15 protein-coding genes are annotated in these 15,141 nt (G+C 53.9%); 9 read left to right on the top strand and 6 right to left on the bottom strand.

What is annotated here, in order from left to right; genetic code table 11:
- Window positions 1-89: 89 nt before the first annotated feature.
- Both NL116_RS09620 and thrC read right to left on the bottom strand, forming a co-directional pair.
- Entirely contained in the window at window positions 90-527 is a 438-nt protein-coding gene (locus tag NL116_RS09620; protein ID WP_494376965.1) for an Lrp/AsnC family transcriptional regulator, read from the bottom strand.
- Window positions 508-1,944 carry a threonine synthase gene (gene thrC, locus NL116_RS09615; protein ID WP_494376964.1) on the bottom strand — a complete coding sequence of 479 codons (1,437 nt, stop codon included), beginning with the start codon at window positions 1,942-1,944 and terminating at the stop codon, window positions 508-510. Before thrC ends, NL116_RS09620 begins: the two co-directional genes overlap by 20 nt.
- A gap of 380 nt (window positions 1,945-2,324) precedes the next feature.
- Between thrC and NL116_RS09610 the strand changes: the two genes are divergently transcribed.
- The gene (locus NL116_RS09610) at window positions 2,325-2,807 is read left to right on the top strand and encodes a DinB family protein (protein ID WP_494376963.1); all 483 of its coding nucleotides are present in this window, start codon (window positions 2,325-2,327) and stop codon (window positions 2,805-2,807) included.
- Between the two features lie 316 nt (window positions 2,808-3,123).
- On the opposite strand, the gene NL116_RS09605 is transcribed toward NL116_RS09610, so the two are convergent.
- Both NL116_RS09605 and NL116_RS09600 read right to left on the bottom strand, forming a co-directional pair.
- The gene (locus NL116_RS09605; protein WP_494376962.1) at window positions 3,124-4,017 is read right to left on the bottom strand and encodes a dihydrodipicolinate synthase family protein; all 894 of its coding nucleotides are present in this window, start codon (window positions 4,015-4,017) and stop codon (window positions 3,124-3,126) included.
- A 238-nt stretch (window positions 4,018-4,255) separates the two neighbouring features.
- Window positions 4,256-4,951, bottom strand: a complete 696-nt coding sequence (locus NL116_RS09600; RefSeq protein WP_494376961.1) for a B3/B4 domain-containing protein — start codon at window positions 4,949-4,951, stop codon at window positions 4,256-4,258.
- Window positions 4,952-4,996: 45 nt separating this feature from the next.
- Here NL116_RS09600 and NL116_RS09595 point away from each other — a divergent pair, with 45 nt between their 5' ends.
- Window positions 4,997-5,614 carry a helix-turn-helix domain-containing protein gene (locus tag NL116_RS09595; RefSeq protein WP_494376960.1) on the top strand — a complete coding sequence of 206 codons (618 nt, stop codon included), beginning with the start codon at window positions 4,997-4,999 and terminating at the stop codon, window positions 5,612-5,614.
- A 137-nt stretch (window positions 5,615-5,751) separates the two neighbouring features.
- Complete coding sequence (locus NL116_RS09590; protein ID WP_494376959.1) at window positions 5,752-6,399, top strand: LysE family translocator; 648 nt, start codon at window positions 5,752-5,754, stop codon at window positions 6,397-6,399.
- A gap of 456 nt (window positions 6,400-6,855) precedes the next feature.
- Here the strand turns inward: NL116_RS09590 and NL116_RS09585 are convergent, their stop codons facing one another.
- A complete protein-coding gene (locus NL116_RS09585) occupies window positions 6,856-7,773 on the bottom strand; it encodes a LysR substrate-binding domain-containing protein (RefSeq protein ID WP_494376958.1) in 918 nt (305 codons plus the stop codon).
- Between the two features lie 196 nt (window positions 7,774-7,969).
- On the opposite strand from NL116_RS09585, the gene NL116_RS09580 reads away from it, so the two are divergent.
- The 6 genes from NL116_RS09580 to NL116_RS09555 all read left to right on the top strand — a co-directional run bounded on the left by NL116_RS09580 (window position 7,970) and on the right by NL116_RS09555 (window position 14,133).
- The gene (locus NL116_RS09580) at window positions 7,970-8,719 is read left to right on the top strand and encodes an SDR family NAD(P)-dependent oxidoreductase (RefSeq protein ID WP_494376957.1); all 750 of its coding nucleotides are present in this window, start codon (window positions 7,970-7,972) and stop codon (window positions 8,717-8,719) included.
- Window positions 8,720-8,816: 97 nt separating this feature from the next.
- A complete protein-coding gene (locus NL116_RS09575; protein ID WP_494376956.1) occupies window positions 8,817-10,115 on the top strand; it encodes an MFS transporter in 1,299 nt (432 codons plus the stop codon).
- Window positions 10,116-10,133: 18 nt separating this feature from the next.
- Complete coding sequence (locus NL116_RS09570; RefSeq protein ID WP_494376955.1) at window positions 10,134-10,982, top strand: transketolase; 849 nt, start codon at window positions 10,134-10,136, stop codon at window positions 10,980-10,982.
- Window positions 10,979-12,001, top strand: a complete 1,023-nt coding sequence (locus NL116_RS09565; protein WP_494376954.1) for a transketolase family protein — start codon at window positions 10,979-10,981, stop codon at window positions 11,999-12,001. Before NL116_RS09570 ends, NL116_RS09565 begins: the two co-directional genes overlap by 4 nt.
- 60 nt (window positions 12,002-12,061) lie before the next feature.
- A complete protein-coding gene (locus NL116_RS09560; protein ID WP_494376953.1) occupies window positions 12,062-13,003 on the top strand; it encodes an alpha/beta hydrolase in 942 nt (313 codons plus the stop codon).
- Window positions 13,004-13,386: 383 nt separating this feature from the next.
- The gene (locus tag NL116_RS09555) at window positions 13,387-14,133 is read left to right on the top strand and encodes a 3-oxoacyl-ACP reductase family protein (RefSeq protein ID WP_494376952.1); all 747 of its coding nucleotides are present in this window, start codon (window positions 13,387-13,389) and stop codon (window positions 14,131-14,133) included.
- A 72-nt stretch (window positions 14,134-14,205) separates the two neighbouring features.
- Here NL116_RS09555 and NL116_RS09550 read toward each other — a convergent pair whose 3' ends face one another.
- Window positions 14,206-14,901 carry an HAD-IA family hydrolase gene (locus tag NL116_RS09550; RefSeq protein WP_494376951.1) on the bottom strand — a complete coding sequence of 232 codons (696 nt, stop codon included), beginning with the start codon at window positions 14,899-14,901 and terminating at the stop codon, window positions 14,206-14,208.
- Window positions 14,902-15,141 lie beyond the last annotated feature (240 nt).

Raw genomic sequence — 15,141 nt, 5'->3', positions numbered from 1 at the left:
ACTGCTGCAGTGCTCATACGAATATGGCAAACAGATCATTGTTGCGAGCAAAATGCTCGTTAGAGGAAGCGTTTTGCTTTTTTAACGAACTACTTTGTGCAGGACAAAACAAAAGACGTAACCGTATTCAGAACGCCCGGCAACGCGGATATGTCGGTCCAGACTCGATGAATACAATCCGAGCTTGTCGCTTCAACTGTCACTACAATATCCAGGTCGCCACTCATCACATTGCAGGATACAATTTCGGGCATTGCTATAATTGAACGCACCACTTCAGCACCGCGCATCCGGTCTTTTCGATACACAAAGATCAGGGCATTGATTGTCCCCGCCTCAGAAGGTGGCCCTCCTTTGACGATGGTGTAACCTCTGATATACCCGTCCCGCTCCAACCGTTCAATCCTGAGTCTGACCGCATTCCTGGATAAATTAACCTTCATAGCAATGTCATTATGCGCAAGTCGGGCATTGCGAGTAAGCTCTTCCAGTATTCTTTCATCAGTCTTATCTAAAACGCGTTTCATCTCTAACCCCAAGATTATAGCGAGCAAGACTTCGTGTCTGGGATATGTCCTTAATGAGCTCCGAAAGGATGTCGACATCATTGGGTATTGAAATGCATTCGACGTTTGATAAGGGTTGAGTGCTCACGCTCTTAACTGGAAATGGAACATCTGCCTCAGCTAAAACTGAGGCAGAGGTTGCGGGATGCGTAGTTGCCAGGCAGATCATTGGGATCAGTAAGCTACGCCTGCTAACTCGTGCAGCTCGTAATCCAATCGCGGTATTAGGACTGATCAGGTAGCCACTTTGAACAAATACTTCATGAATACTAGAAAACGCTTCCGTATCCTCTACTGCCAACGAGTCAAACAGCTTTCGAGCCTCTAACCATTCATCCTGTTCTAATTGAATTTGGCCATACACCTCTAACAGCTCCATATTCCTGGCCACTTTGTCACCGCACCTATTGAGGATACTCCATTGCAGTCGCTCAAAATTTGAGGCTAACGACACATTCATGCAAGGCGTATTGGTAGTACGAATCTCAACCCGCCTATAGAAGTTAGACTGAAGAAAGTTATGCAAGCCCGCGTTGGCGTTCGTTGCTACAATCAACTGCCTGATAGGCAACCCCATTTCCCTAGCGATGTAGCCGGCATAAAGAGCACCAAAATTTCCGGTAGGCACACTGAACGCCACTTCTCTTTTTGGAGCACCTAGCTGAAGCGACGAATAGAAATAGAAAGACAGATGCGCAAGCACCCTCACCCAATTCACCGAATTAAAAGATATCAGTTGTTGACCTGTTTCGTTAATGCCTCTGTGAAGCTTTTCACACAGCCGATGACAATCGGCGTAATCACCTTCAACCGAAACATTTACAATGTTTTCTTCTGCCGCATTTAATAAGCGGCGTCGATGTTCATCCGTTATCCCTCTGGAAGGATGCAGAACAATCAATGTCACGCCTTCCATGCCATTGAAGGCTTTTATGGCTGCGGTGCCAGTGTCTCCACCAGTGCAACCAACAACAAACGCTTTCTTTCCAGATTTCAGTAAGGAGTATTCAACCAAACGAGACATCAATTGAAGGCCGAAGTCTTGATAGACGCCTGCCGGACCATGGAACAACTCTAATACCCACTCATTTGTCGCCGTCTGATAGAGCGGCGCAACGGCCTTGCTTTTAAAGCGGTCAAATGTTTCCTCAAGAATTCGAGGCAGCTCATCTTGAGGGATATAGTCCCCCAGGAATGGCTCGATTACATGACGTGCCAGTTCATGAAATGGTAGCCATTCAAGTTTCAGGAGATCCTCCCTTTTGAAGCGAGGAACCTTGCGAGGAACGAACAGCCCTCCATCCGGTGCATACGCACCCATGAGGACCTCGCTGAACTCGAATTCTTTACCAGGCGTCCGTGTGCTGACGTACTTCATGATTTGAGACACCCTCTCGCCATTTCTGAGCCTGCCACCTGTAAGGCGGTGCCCTGCTGAAATTCAGTGCTGCTGTGAGCCTTTTCTGCGCAATGCGAGGCCTTTTACTGAAGCGTTGAACCGGATCGACTTCACCAGCAAACGCAGAGTGGGTGAGGGTCGCACGTCGCTCGCTCCAGGCCAGCGCACCTTCACTCGGCAGCCGTGGCGATTTTCGTCGCCTGCCGTTCAAGCTAACGCCTATTGACTAAAAAAGTCAATATAGTGACTATTCCGTCTATCCAACTGTGCGTGGTTATACCCTGCGGAGAGGAGCCCGAGCCGCTCTCCCATCACACCACTTAGGGCAGTCAGAACTTTTAGAAATCCAGGAGAACGCCATGAGTACCACGCCCCTTCTTCATTTACTTTACAAATACAAGGCATGGTCCGAGGAGGAGCTGTTTAAGTATTTGAAGGCCCCTGCGGCAAAAAACTTTCCAATAGAGATGGAGAAAGCGCTTTACTGGCTCGCCCATATCAACATTGTTGACCAGCTGTTCATTGCCAGACTGCAAGGAAAACCGGACGATTTTGACTCCGTCTTGACCGAACAGAGGCAAGACCTGGGTCGACTTGAAGAGGATTTTTCTAAGGCGAATCGATGGTTTGTGAACTACACCCAATCGGTCACAGCAATGGAGCTGTCTGATCCGGTTGCGTTTATTTTCAAGGATGGAAAACCAGGCAACATGACGAAAGAGCAAATTCTTGCTCACGTGCTATCACACGGACTGCAACATCGAGGGAGTGTGGCGACTATCTTGCCTCACGAGATCCTGCAGGATCATAAGGACCATTTCACGACGTTTTTGAAACTCTAAGCATTGATCGGCCTTACCCGTGGATGGCGATGAGGCAGGCTTCACTGGACCGACTAAAAATAGCGGTTTAGCAGCCCCACCATCAGCGGTGCGTGCGAGGGCTGCAGCCATCACATATCGCGCAAGCGCACTGGCAGGAGATATCGAGGGACAATGCCAGTGCCGTCGTTCATTGCCCCCTCTCACGGGCAACTCGATTCGAAGCAAAAGCCCTGGAGCTGGGATCTACACAAACTCGACCCTCCCGCACCTGCCACGCTGCATCATTGTGATGATGCAGCTGCGGCGTCGCGGATGCATTCCCAGCGCTTGTTGCTCAGCTCAGTTCGAGCTCGTCGATCACCGTAGCAATTTGCTTACGCCCTACTCCACTTATGGTTCTGAGTGGCAACGGCAGGCTGGGAGAGTTGGTAAATCCACGAAGTTCGGCCGCAGTTGCAACAACGCGGAAGCTTCCCCCAAATTGCCTGAAGAGGGCCCATAGGGGCGTCAATCGTTCAGACAGACGGGTTGCTTCTTCGGCATTACCTGACAGCGCCGCGCGTGTGATTGCTAGTGCTGTCTTTGGGAACAAGCCCCCAATGACGGAGTACCAGACCTCACAGCCTGTGTTCAATCCAGTAGCAGCAAATACATCCCCGCTTACCCCGATTGTTACGTGTTCCGGAATCAGATCCCGAAGGCGATCGACTCGTGCCTTGGCCTGATCTGGTGCTTCGGGAACACCTGGGATCTTGATCGAGCGCACATTCGGCAGATGGGCAATGCGTCCGTGGAGCTCATCAGTAAATTCAAAATGGGTAGTGCCGGGGTTGTCATAGACGCATAGCGGGACGGAGATATTGGCCGTGACTGTTTCGTACAGCAAAAAAACATCTTCAGCCGATAGTTTCTGATAGGAAACAGGCGGAAGCAACAATGCTTTGACTCCCGCTTTCTGCGCATCCTCTGCCAGCAACAGCACATCACGTGTACGCAGCGATCCTATGCTTACCATGACGGGAACATTCCCGGCTGCCTCGACTGCCAACTGCGTAACCCGAGAGCGTTCAGTCCGAGAAAGGTACGCATAGCTTCCTGTAGATCCGAGCGCACCGATGGAATCCACTTTCGCAGCCACCAGTTGCTCCACAAGGCGAGCAAAGGCGCCTTCATCCACACCTTGCTCATTCATTGGTGTCAAAGGAAATGCGCTAAGACCGGTAAACATCGTTCATGACTCCTTTGTGTGATTCTGGAATTAGATCTCTACAGGACGGACTGACTCCGAAACACTCATCGCTTAATAATCGACTTCGCCGTGGAGATTTCTTCGATTCAGCAGCAGGCTTTACAGGGTGATGTGGTTTGGCATGATTGCCACCTATAAAAAAGGCTGCGTGCGAGGCGAGATTGGGCATAACCCCGTATGCATCCCCACAAGCAGCCTGTGCCGACTCGTTTACTTACTAATTGGCGCCAGGACCGATGAGTGCACTCTCAATCTGGGCACCTGGCATCATCAGTTGCAGACCTTCGATCAGCTTGTCACCGGCTTCAGTCAACGCTTCAAGCGGCATTGCCGGCAGACTCTCCAGAATGAACCACATGTGCTTTGCATCTGCACCCAACCGAGTTCTGACGCCTTGGCGCCAATTCCAACGACGGCAAGTCACCCCCTTATCGTCCCGCCAAACAACCTCACCAGAATCAGGATATTCGTGGGCTGGAGCGCCTTCTTTCATGGTGTCGAAAGGTTCCGACCCATCCGCAACAGCGAGTCGCGGCGAGCCCACATAAGCTTCAACGTTCTCACCGCCGACTGGGACTGCGTACTCAATGCTGATGGCGTTGTAGAGATCAACCACTGGATCGATACTCGCCAGGCTGCCGTCACGCAGAACCCGTTTGCGCAGAGCTTCAGCTGAGCAAGGAGTGCGCTGCGGTTTAGCACCGAACTTTCGGAAGAGATCCGCCCAAGCGGTCAGGTGAGCTTCTGCCCATATTGCACCACCCGCCGTGACTGATTGACAGGCTCGAGCCAAAGCGTCCTTGCCAATATCCGGATTGGCGATTGGTGCAGCTTCGACCACAATGCTGATCGCTCTGAACTCAGGTGCCAAATTGATTACATCTTGGTCGATTGACGGCAGTACGGACAGCATCAGAGAATCCCTTTAATCCTAAATTTCAATTCATACTAGCGATCAATGACCAAAATAGTCAATATACCGACCAATACTGGGGCCGACGTTCAGACCGTTAGCGAAGCCGTTTCCCGTAGGCTCAAACAGGAGCGAAAAAAGCGGAAAATCACTCTGGACGAACTATCTCGTCGCTCGGGCGTGAGCAAAGGGATGGTGGTGGAGATAGAGAAATGCACAGCTAACCCAAGTATTGCGATCCTGTGCAAAATCGCTGCGGCCTTGGGCCTTTCCGTAGCGGATGTCGTGAACGTGTCCGACGCCCCATCTGCTCACCTCATCGAGAGCAAGGATATTCCCACACTCTGGACGGGAAACATGGGAGGGACGGCTCGGCTCCTGGCTGGAACCAGTGGTCCGAACATGATTGAGCTTTGGCGGTGGGAAATGTTTCCCGGTGAAACTTTTGCCTCCTCAGGTCACCCTCACGGCACAACTGAGCTATTTCACGTGGAGAAAGGGACACTCCACTTCACAGTCGGTGATACCGAACTGAGCATTTCTGCGGGTTGCTCCGCCGTAGCAAAAACAGACGTACCTCATGCTTACTCGAATAGCGGTAAATCAAAACTGATATTCACTATGTCTGTAACGGAAATTCACCAATCCGGGCGTGAAATATAGCGGTCAGACAGCATCGAGCTGAAGCTTACAGAGGAGTCGGCGCGGGTCGGTTCTTGTGGTCGTCAATCATCGCCCCGTCATAGGGCTGCTAACATTAGAGCCGCTGACTGACCTAGAACTTCATTAAAGGGCTTTCAATGTCATTTGATTACCACCATCTTCTACTCGTGTTCACGGCCTATATTGTTGGGGCGGCAAGTCCTGGGCCGAGCAATATGCGGATTATGGGCGTCGCGATGCACCAAGGCAGGCAGCCTGCGCTCTTGCTAGCGGCGGGTGTCATCAGTGGTTCGATTTTCTGGGGATCGATGGCAGCCACGGGTGTCTCAGCCATCCTCACGCAGTATGCGCAGTTGCTGGGCGTCTTGAAAACGGTTGGCGGCGCTTACCTACTCTTCCTCGCCATCAAAGCAGGCCGCTCTGCTCTAACCTCCAATGAGCGGCTCGAGAAGGAACCAGCGGCCGCGCCAAAAATCTCAGGCTTACGTCTATATCAGCGTGGCTTGCTCATGCATCTCACAAACCCTAAGGCACTGCTCGGCTGGGTCGCGACTATGACCCTTGGTTTGGGCCCACAAGCTTCGCCAGAAACGGTCGGAATAATTCTCGCAGGTTGCGCCGTGCTCAGCGTCACCATCTTCTGTGGCTATGCGATCGTCTTCTCCACCGCGCCTATGATTCGGGGATACCGCCGAGCGCGTCGATGGATCGAAGGCACTCTTGCGCTGATGTTCGGAGCGGCTGGAGTAAAGCTGATGTTCTCCCCACCCCTAGCCTGTATCTAGGCAGGCTGTAACCCTTAGCCTCAGTAGCGTAACAACCTGCAACGAACACCCGCTATTACGGAAAACCAGCAGCGCTCGACCCAAGAGTTAATGTTTCCAGTAACTAGGACAACCATTACTGTGTATGGCATATGCAACGGATGCCTCACTAGCACTTGCCTGAGCGCGCCGGATCTTTAACGATCGTGCCACGATGCTGCGCTTGTGAATCAGCAATCGCTTCTTCAAACAGCAATGACCGGGTTGCACGGAACGTCGGCGGCTTGAAGCGTATCAAGCCGGTATTCACGGCCATGGCCATAAAAGCAAGCGATCATCAATAGCGGAGGTCACCGGCAACGTTCACGGTGCTTTGGAAAAGATCAGCGAGAACGAAGAGTTCATCAACACGTCGCTCACGTTGCTCAATACGTCAGAGTGAAAAGCCTCTATCTGGAAAGGCGAACAGCAGACCATTTAATAAGTGAAGCTATGTCCCAGCTCACTCTCCATCCACTCCAGAAAGCGTCTGACTCTAGGAAAGCTGGAATGCGCCTTTGGAAACACCAGATGGTGGGCTGCCACTGGGGCGCTAAGTGATTCTCTCGCCACTTCGACCAACGTGCCTGCCGCGAGATACTTTTGCGCTAGCAGCGTACTTTCCAAGGCGAAGCCCAGCCCGTGGCTGGCGGCTTCCAGGCTCATGTATGAACGGTCAAAGCTCAATGCATATGGATTTTCGGGGCGAGCCAAACCGTGTTGGGCAAACCACTGTGGCCATTTGAGCATCGTGGCTTCAGAGAGAATGAGATCGCAGTCCAGCAAATCGGCCGCGCTCCTGATCGGACGTTGCGAAAGTAATTTCGGAGAGGCCAAGACAGCGAAGGTTTCATTGCGCACGGTGCGAACTTCATAGCTCGGCCAGTTGGGTATCCCGTGACGAATATCGACGTCTATCTTGTCCCGGCTGAAATGCAACGATTCATACGAACAAGACAGGTTGATCTGGATATCTGGATGGCTCGAGCGAAACGCTTCCAACCGAGGCATCAACCACAACAATCCAAAACTTGGTGAAGAGTGCAGTCGAAGGCAGTCAAGGCTCACATCACTGGCTGCCCGCTCGGTGGCTATGGCCAGACTATGAAGTAACCCCGACACCTCTTTCAAATACTGCTCACCCACGGGCGTCAGCGTTACACCCCGTGCACCTCGTACGAACAGTTGCCGACCAATCATCCCCTCAAGTTTGGCTAGCTGATGGCTGACCGCAGATGGAGTCAGATCCAACACTTCAGCCGCCCGCGCAACATTCCCAAATCTAGCCGTTTGCTCGAAGGCCTGAATTGCTCTCAGCGGTGGGAGGTTGGCAGGGGCTACGTTATCAGGGCGCATGACGGAGAGCTCCATTGTAATTCTTCTGATCGTTGGTCTTTCCCATTCAATCATCTGTTCCCTGGCTTGACGAGCGCTGAATTTTTTTCAGCATCGAGTGACATTCACGTTATTGCTCCGGGTTCTCCTGAAGAACAAGCTGAGTCATCGGTTCATTGCGGATCGACCCAATAAAAACAATCAGAGGTACTCTTCCATGCTTCTTCAAGGCAAAGTCGCGATCATCACTGGTGCAGCCTCCGCTCGTGGCATTGGCCGCGCTACAGCGACCACCTTCGCGCAACAAGGCGCTCACGTCGTGATCCTCGATCTGGATGAATCTGCCGCGCGCGATGCCGCTGCATCGCTGGGTGAAGGTCATCTCGGTCTCGCGGCGAACGTCGCTGACGAATCGCAGGTTCAACAGGCGGTTGCCAAGATCATCGAGCATTTCGGCCGTATCGATATTCTGGTCAACAACGCTGGCATCACCCAACCTCTCAAGACCCTCGACATCCGCCCTTCCGACTACGACAAGGTACTGGATGTGAGCCTGCGCGGCACATTACTCATGTCGCAGGCAGTCATCCCAACCATGCGTAAGCAATCGTCGGGCAGCATCGTGTGCATGTCGTCAGTTTCCGCTCAACGCGGCGGCGGTATTTTCGGTGGCCCGCATTACAGCGCTGCTAAAGCAGGCGTGCTTGGTCTAGCCAAGGCTATGGCACGGGAACTGGGCCCGGACAAGGTGCGCGTTAATTCCATCGCTCCCGGTTTGATTCACACCGATATTACCGGTGGCCTGATGCAGGACGAGCGTCGCCACGCGATCATAGATGGCATCCCGTTGGGTCGCCTGGGCGAAGCGCAGGATGTGGCGAATGCAGCCTTGTTCCTCGCCAGTAATCTGTCCTCTTATCTGACCGGCATTACGCTGGATGTGAACGGCGGCATGCTGATTCATTGATAACACCTGGCGGGCCTTAGGCCCGTGCGGTTCTGGATCGACGACGCAGCTGGGCCCAAGGGCCTGGCGGTCAATAAAAACAAGAGATCAGACCATCATGACAACTCTGTCGCTCGAAGCGGTTTCGACCGTGCGCTCTAACGCCTACCGTAAAACGGCATGGCGTCTGATGCCTTTCCTCATGCTGTGCTACCTGTGCGCCTATCTTGATCGTGTCAACGTGGGCTTTGCCAAGCTGCAAATGATGAACGATCTGGCGCTCAGCGAAACCGTCTACGGACTGGGCGCGGGTATGTTCTTTATCGGCTATTTCCTCTGCGAAGTGCCCAGCAACATCATCCTGCACAAGGTCGGTGCGCGGGTCTGGATCGCGCGCATCATGATCACTTGGGGCATCGTTTCTGCCCTGTTCGCCTTCATTGAAACCGCGTGGCAATTCTATGCGCTGCGATTTTTGCTCGGCATCGCCGAAGCCGGCTTGGCGCCGGGTCTGCTGTTGTACCTGACCTACTGGTTCCCGTCTTACCGTCGTGCTCGCATGACCGTGTTGTGGTTTATCGCCATTCCGCTGTCAGGCATGGTGGGTGGCCCCCTCTCCGGCTGGATCATGACCCACTTCGCAGGTATGCATGGCTGGGCGGGATGGCAATGGATGTTCGTGCTGGAGGCTGTGCCCACAGTCGTGGTTGGACTATTGGTGTTGAGCTATCTCAAGGATGGCGTGCATCAAGCCAGCTGGCTCAACGATGACGAAAAAGCGCTGATCACTCGCGAACTGGCCGAGGATGACCAGCAAAAAGTCACCCACGCCTCGGTAGGTGAATTCATCCGCGACCGTCGTCTCTGGTTATTGGCCGCCATCTACTTCTGTGTCGTGATGGGACAGTACGCAATCACCTTCTGGCTACCGACCCTGGTACGTAACGCAGGGGTGTCCGATCCGATGAAAATTGGCTTGCTGACCAGCCTGCCCTACCTCTGTGCTATTGCGGCCATGCTGTATGCCGGACGCAGTGGCGATAAACATCGCGAGCGCCGCTGGCACCTCATCGTACCGATGATCGCGGGGGCTATAGGGCTGAGTCTGGCGGCTCTGATGGGCGGAAATGTGATCCTTTCCATTCTGAGTCTTTGCCTGGCCGCCTCTGGAATTCTCTCCGCTACATCGCTGTTCTGGATGCTGCCAACCACCCTGCTCGGTGGGGTGTCTGCCGCCGCAGGCATTGCGGCGGTTAACAGCTTCGCCAACCTCGCCGGCTTCTGCTCGCCTTACCTGATTGGCTGGATTACCACGCTGACTGGATCCAGCGCCATCGGCATGTATCTGATCACCGGCGTACTGGTGGGCGGTGCCCTATTGGTACTTCGCATTCCCGCCGCCCTGGTCAATCGTTGATTTAACGGAGTTTTTAGCATGACTACCAACCCTTCATCTGTTTCATCCAAGACCCTGGTGGAACGCGCCCACAACATTCGTCGGCACGCACTGCGCATGGGCCAAGTCCAGGGACAAGGTTATGTCGGTCAGGCCCTCGGTGCGGCCGACCTGCTTGCAGTTTCCTACTTCCATGCCCTTAGCTATCACCCCGAAAACCCTGAATGGGAAGGACGCGATCGTTTCTACCTTTCGATCGGACACTACGCGATTGCTTTGTATGCAGCCTTGATCGAGGCAGAAATCATCCCGCTCGATGAACTGGAAACCTACGGTTCGGATGACAGCCGCCTGCCAATGTCGGGCATGGCGACCTACACCCCAGGTATGGAAATCACCGGTGGCTCGCTGGGCCAAGGCCTCGGCATTGCCGTAGGCGCCTGCCTGGGTCTGAAACGCAAAGGCTCGACTTCATTCGTTTACAACCTGCTGTCCGACGGCGAGCTGAATGAAGGCTCGACTTGGGAAGCCGTGATGTCGGCCTCACACTGGAAGCTCGACAACCTGATTGCCATCGTTGACGTCAACAACCAGCAGGCTGACGGATATTCAAGTGAAATCCTGTCGTTCGAACCGATCGTCGACCGCTGGCAGGCTTTCGGCTGGTTCACTCAGCGTGTCGACGGCAATGACCTGGATGCACTGGTCACCGCTTTTGACGCCGCGCGTAACCACCCCGGCGCCGAACCACGCGTAATCATCTGCGATACCAAAATGGGTAAAGGCGTGCCATTCCTGGAATCCCGCGAGAAGGCACACTTCATCCGCGTGGAAGATCACGAATGGGATCTGGCACTGAACAACCTTGAAGAAGGAAAAAAACAATGAGCAACGCAGCTAATACTTCAACCTCTTCGAGTGAGCCAGCCAAAAAGCGCCTGACCACCTCGGCAATGATTGCTTCGATTGCCTCTGAAGGCCAAGCAACAAAATCCGCACCATTTGGACATGCTTTAGCCGCGCTGGCAGATCAGCGTCAGGATGTCGTCGGCCTGTCAGCCGACTTGTCCAAGTACACTGACCTGCACATCTTCGCCAAGGCGCATCCGGATCGTTTCTACCAGATGGGTATGGCCGAGCAACTTCTGATGAGCGCGGCAGCCGGGATGGCCCGCGAAGGTTTCGTACCGTTTGCCACCACCTACGCTGTGTTCGCGTCGCGCCGAGCCTATGACTTCATCTGCATGGCCATTGCCGAGGAAAACCTCAACGTCAAAATCGTTTGTGGACTACCCGGACTCACTACCGGTTACGGCCCAAGCCACCAGGCCACAGACGATCTGGCAATCTTCCGCGCTATGCCCAACCTGATGATCGTCGATCCTTGCGATGCACTGGAAATCGAACAGGCTGTGCCTGCCATCGCAGCGCATCAAGGGCCGGTATACATGCGTTTGCTGCGCGGCAACGTACCGTTGGTGCTCGACGAGTACGGCTACAAATTCGAGATTGGCAAAGCCAAGACCCTGCGTACTGGCAACGATGTATTGATCATCTCCACAGGACTGATGACGATGCGGGCCCTAGAAGCAGCCAAGCAGCTTCAGGCGGATGGCGTCGACGTCGCCGTGCTCCACGTACCGACAATCAAACCTTTGGACGAACAAACCATACTTGCTGAAGCCAGAAAGTCCGGTCGACTGGTCGTTACTGCAGAAAACAGTTCGATAATCGGTGGTTTGGGCGAAGCGGTTGCCGGCGTTCTTTTGCGCAATGGCGTGACACCAACGTTCCGGCAGATAGCATTACCAGATGCGTTCCTTGATGCGGGCGCACTGCCGACGCTCCATGATCGCTACGGTATTTCCACTCAAGCCGTTTGCGCGCAAATCAAAGCCTGGTTGTAACTGACGGTGTGGGCGCCTTAAGTAGGCGCCCTATTGTACGGTTGTGAAGGGGTCGAAACGTTGAAACCACATGAATTGCTTGATCCGGATTTTCACAGTTTTCTAACTCCTGGCGAAGAAGACTGGTCACTGAGCACGCTAGCAGGGATCAGGGAGCGCGTCAGTTCCACTTACAAATCCGCGCAAGCTGCCCGATGTGAGCAGCGATGGACGACTGCAGACTCAACTGGCCAGCGCATCCGCCTTTGCCTTTATTGGCCCAAGCTGTCGGCCAAAGGTGCAACCCTTCCAGCGGTGCTATACATCCACGGCGGCGGCTTCGTACTCGGCCGTCCTGAAATGGCCGACGACTATTTGGCAGATCTAGCCCAAGAGTTGCAAACTTTGATCGTAGCAGTGGATTACCGATTGGCCCCCGAACACCCTTTCCCCTTTCCCCTCGAAGATTGCTATGCGGCACTGGATTGGATGGTTTGCAATCAACGCATTTTGGGCATCGATACTCAGAGAATAGCGATCATGGGACACAGCGCCGGTGGCGGCTTGGCTGCTGCATTGGCAATCTTGGCTCGTGATCGAAGGGAATACGCCATTGCAGGACAGGTTCTTGTCTATCCGATGCTCGATCACCGTACCGGCTCCGAAGGCGTGCCTTCTAAAAATGAAAGTATCGGAACAATTGGCTGGCTGCCCACTCCCAATCAATTTTGCTGGAAGTGCATGCAGGGAAGCTACAATCTCGACGATGACCGCGCAGGTTTGTTTTCTCCATCAATGCAGCTCGAACTTGCTGGACTGCCCCCCACTTTCATATCGGTAGGTGCACTCGATTTGTTTCTCGAAGAAGACATCGCCTATTCTTTGAGCTTGTCTCGTGCGGGAGTAGCCGTAGAGGTTCACGTCTATCCTGGAGCCCCGCACATGTTCGACCAGAACCCAGGACGCATTACCGATCAGTCTTCTCTCGATGTTATGCGCGTGTTAAAGAAATTCTTACAATAGAAATGAGCTATATGGCATCCGTTAATCACTCATAATAATCCGAACGCCAAATCAGATGTCCTGTTAACAGTGGTATAGACATAACCTCGTCACAATTACGCATAGCATCCTTGATCTCATCGGGTTGGCAATGCGTCTTATAAAATCATTAAAAACGTCATATCTGCCGCGCTCAGAATTTTAACTTCAAATGACTCCTGATATCATTTTTTTACAAACTAATGCTTTTTTTCTTCACCCTTTAATGACCTTCGGGCCTCAACCCATTGATCTGAAACACCGCAATTTTATTTTCTGATGACCACCGAAGTCAGCGCCCTATCATCAATTGATACTAGGCTCCATCAACCGAGGCATCTCGCCTCGGGACTTTGGAGATCGTTATGACTACTCAGAACCTCAGCGGCAAAGTGGCTTTGATTCAAGGCGGGTCCCGCGGTATCGGTGCAGCCATCGTCAAACGCCTGGCCGCTGAAGGCGCGACCGTTGCCTTCACCTACGTCAGCTCCACGGCCAAAGCCGAAGAATTGCAAAACAGCATCACCACCAGCGGCGGCAAAGCCCTGGCCATCAAGGCGGACAGTGCCGACGCTGAAGCCATCCGCAACGCCGTGAGCGCCACGGTCAACGCCTTCGGCCGCCTGGACATCCTGGTCAACAACGCCGGCGTATTGGCCGTTGCACCGCTGGAAGATTTCAAACTCGAAGACTTCGACCAAACCTTGGCCATCAACGTGCGTAGCGTGTTCATTGCCACTCAGGCCGCCGCCAAACACATGACCGAGGGCGGTCGCGTCATCAATATCGGCAGCACCAACGCCGACCGCATGCCATTCGCCGGTGGTGGCCCTTACGCCATGAGCAAGGCTGCGCTGGTCGGCCTGACCAAAGGCTTGGCCCGCGACCTCGGCCCACGCGGCATCACCATCAATAATGTGCAACCCGGCCCTGTCGACACCGACATGAACCCCGCCGACGGTGACTTTGCCGAAAGCCTGATCCCGTTGATGGCAGTGGGTCGCTACGGCAAAGCCGAAGAGATCGCCAGCTTCGTTGCCTACCTTGTCGGTCCGGAAGCCGGTTACATCACCGGGGCCAGCCTGACCATCGATGGCGGTTTTGGCGCCTGATCCACGGCTTGATCGAAACAAAAATGCCGCCAACCTGTTAAAGGTTGCCGGCGTTTTTGTTTGTTTATCACTTCAAGCCCATTCGAGGGCCGGTAAGCCACAGGCACTCGGCGTGAACGCCTTCAGCGTACGAAGAATGCCATCGGCATGCGCATATTTTTCATCCCCCATGGCCGCATCCGGAATGGCTATCGCGGTCATCCCCGCCGCTTTCGCCGCGGTGACGCCAAACGGCGAATCCTCAAACACCAGACAGTCCTCAGGTGCAACGCCCAGGCGCCGCGCGGCCGTGAGGAAAATATCCGGCGCCGGTTTGGCTGCGCCAACTTCCGGGTCATCGGCCGTCACGATGAAGTCGAAGAGCGCAAACCAGTCACGGTGCAACGTGGTTTTCTGCCCGAACGACTGACGCGAAGAACTGGTGCCCACGGCAATCGGAATATTGTTGGCTTTCAAGTGCCGCACCAGTTCCTCTGCGCCCGGCATTGCCAGTGCGGCAGGGAAACGTTCGCGCATCAGCGGCTCTCGAATCACCAGAAACTCTTCGGCGGTGATCGGCAGATCAAGCGCCTCGACCACGTAGCGCGCCAGATCACCGGCCCCACGGCCAATGATGTTTTGCTTGATGCTCCAGTCAAAAACCCGACCGTAACGCGCGGCAATCAGCGACGTGACCTCGGTGTAAATGCCCTCGGTGTCCAGCAACAAGCCGTCCATATCGAAAATCACAGCCTTGATCGGGCCGAACTGATTGAGCGCTGCATTCATCGCATCGGATCCGTTTTCAAATGACATCCCGGAGGCCGCTCTGGTGTGGCCGTGTCCGTGATCGATTAAAGGATTCAGCAGCATAGCGAGCGCGGCTGACATTGAGCAACGGGCAATGCCCGACCGTTACAAAAAGTGCTGGTCGTCATTTAGCGACTTTCCCTACATAAAACGCCTCTTTTCCCGACTTCTTTACCCGCTGATCCCAAGCAAAGTCTCGCGCTCACATTTGATCTGCGC

The organism is Pseudomonas sp. FBCC-B1667 (assembly GCF_059133255.1).
The sequence above is the reverse complement of the archived record's forward strand: the minus strand, read 5'-3'. Positions and strand labels throughout refer to the sequence as shown.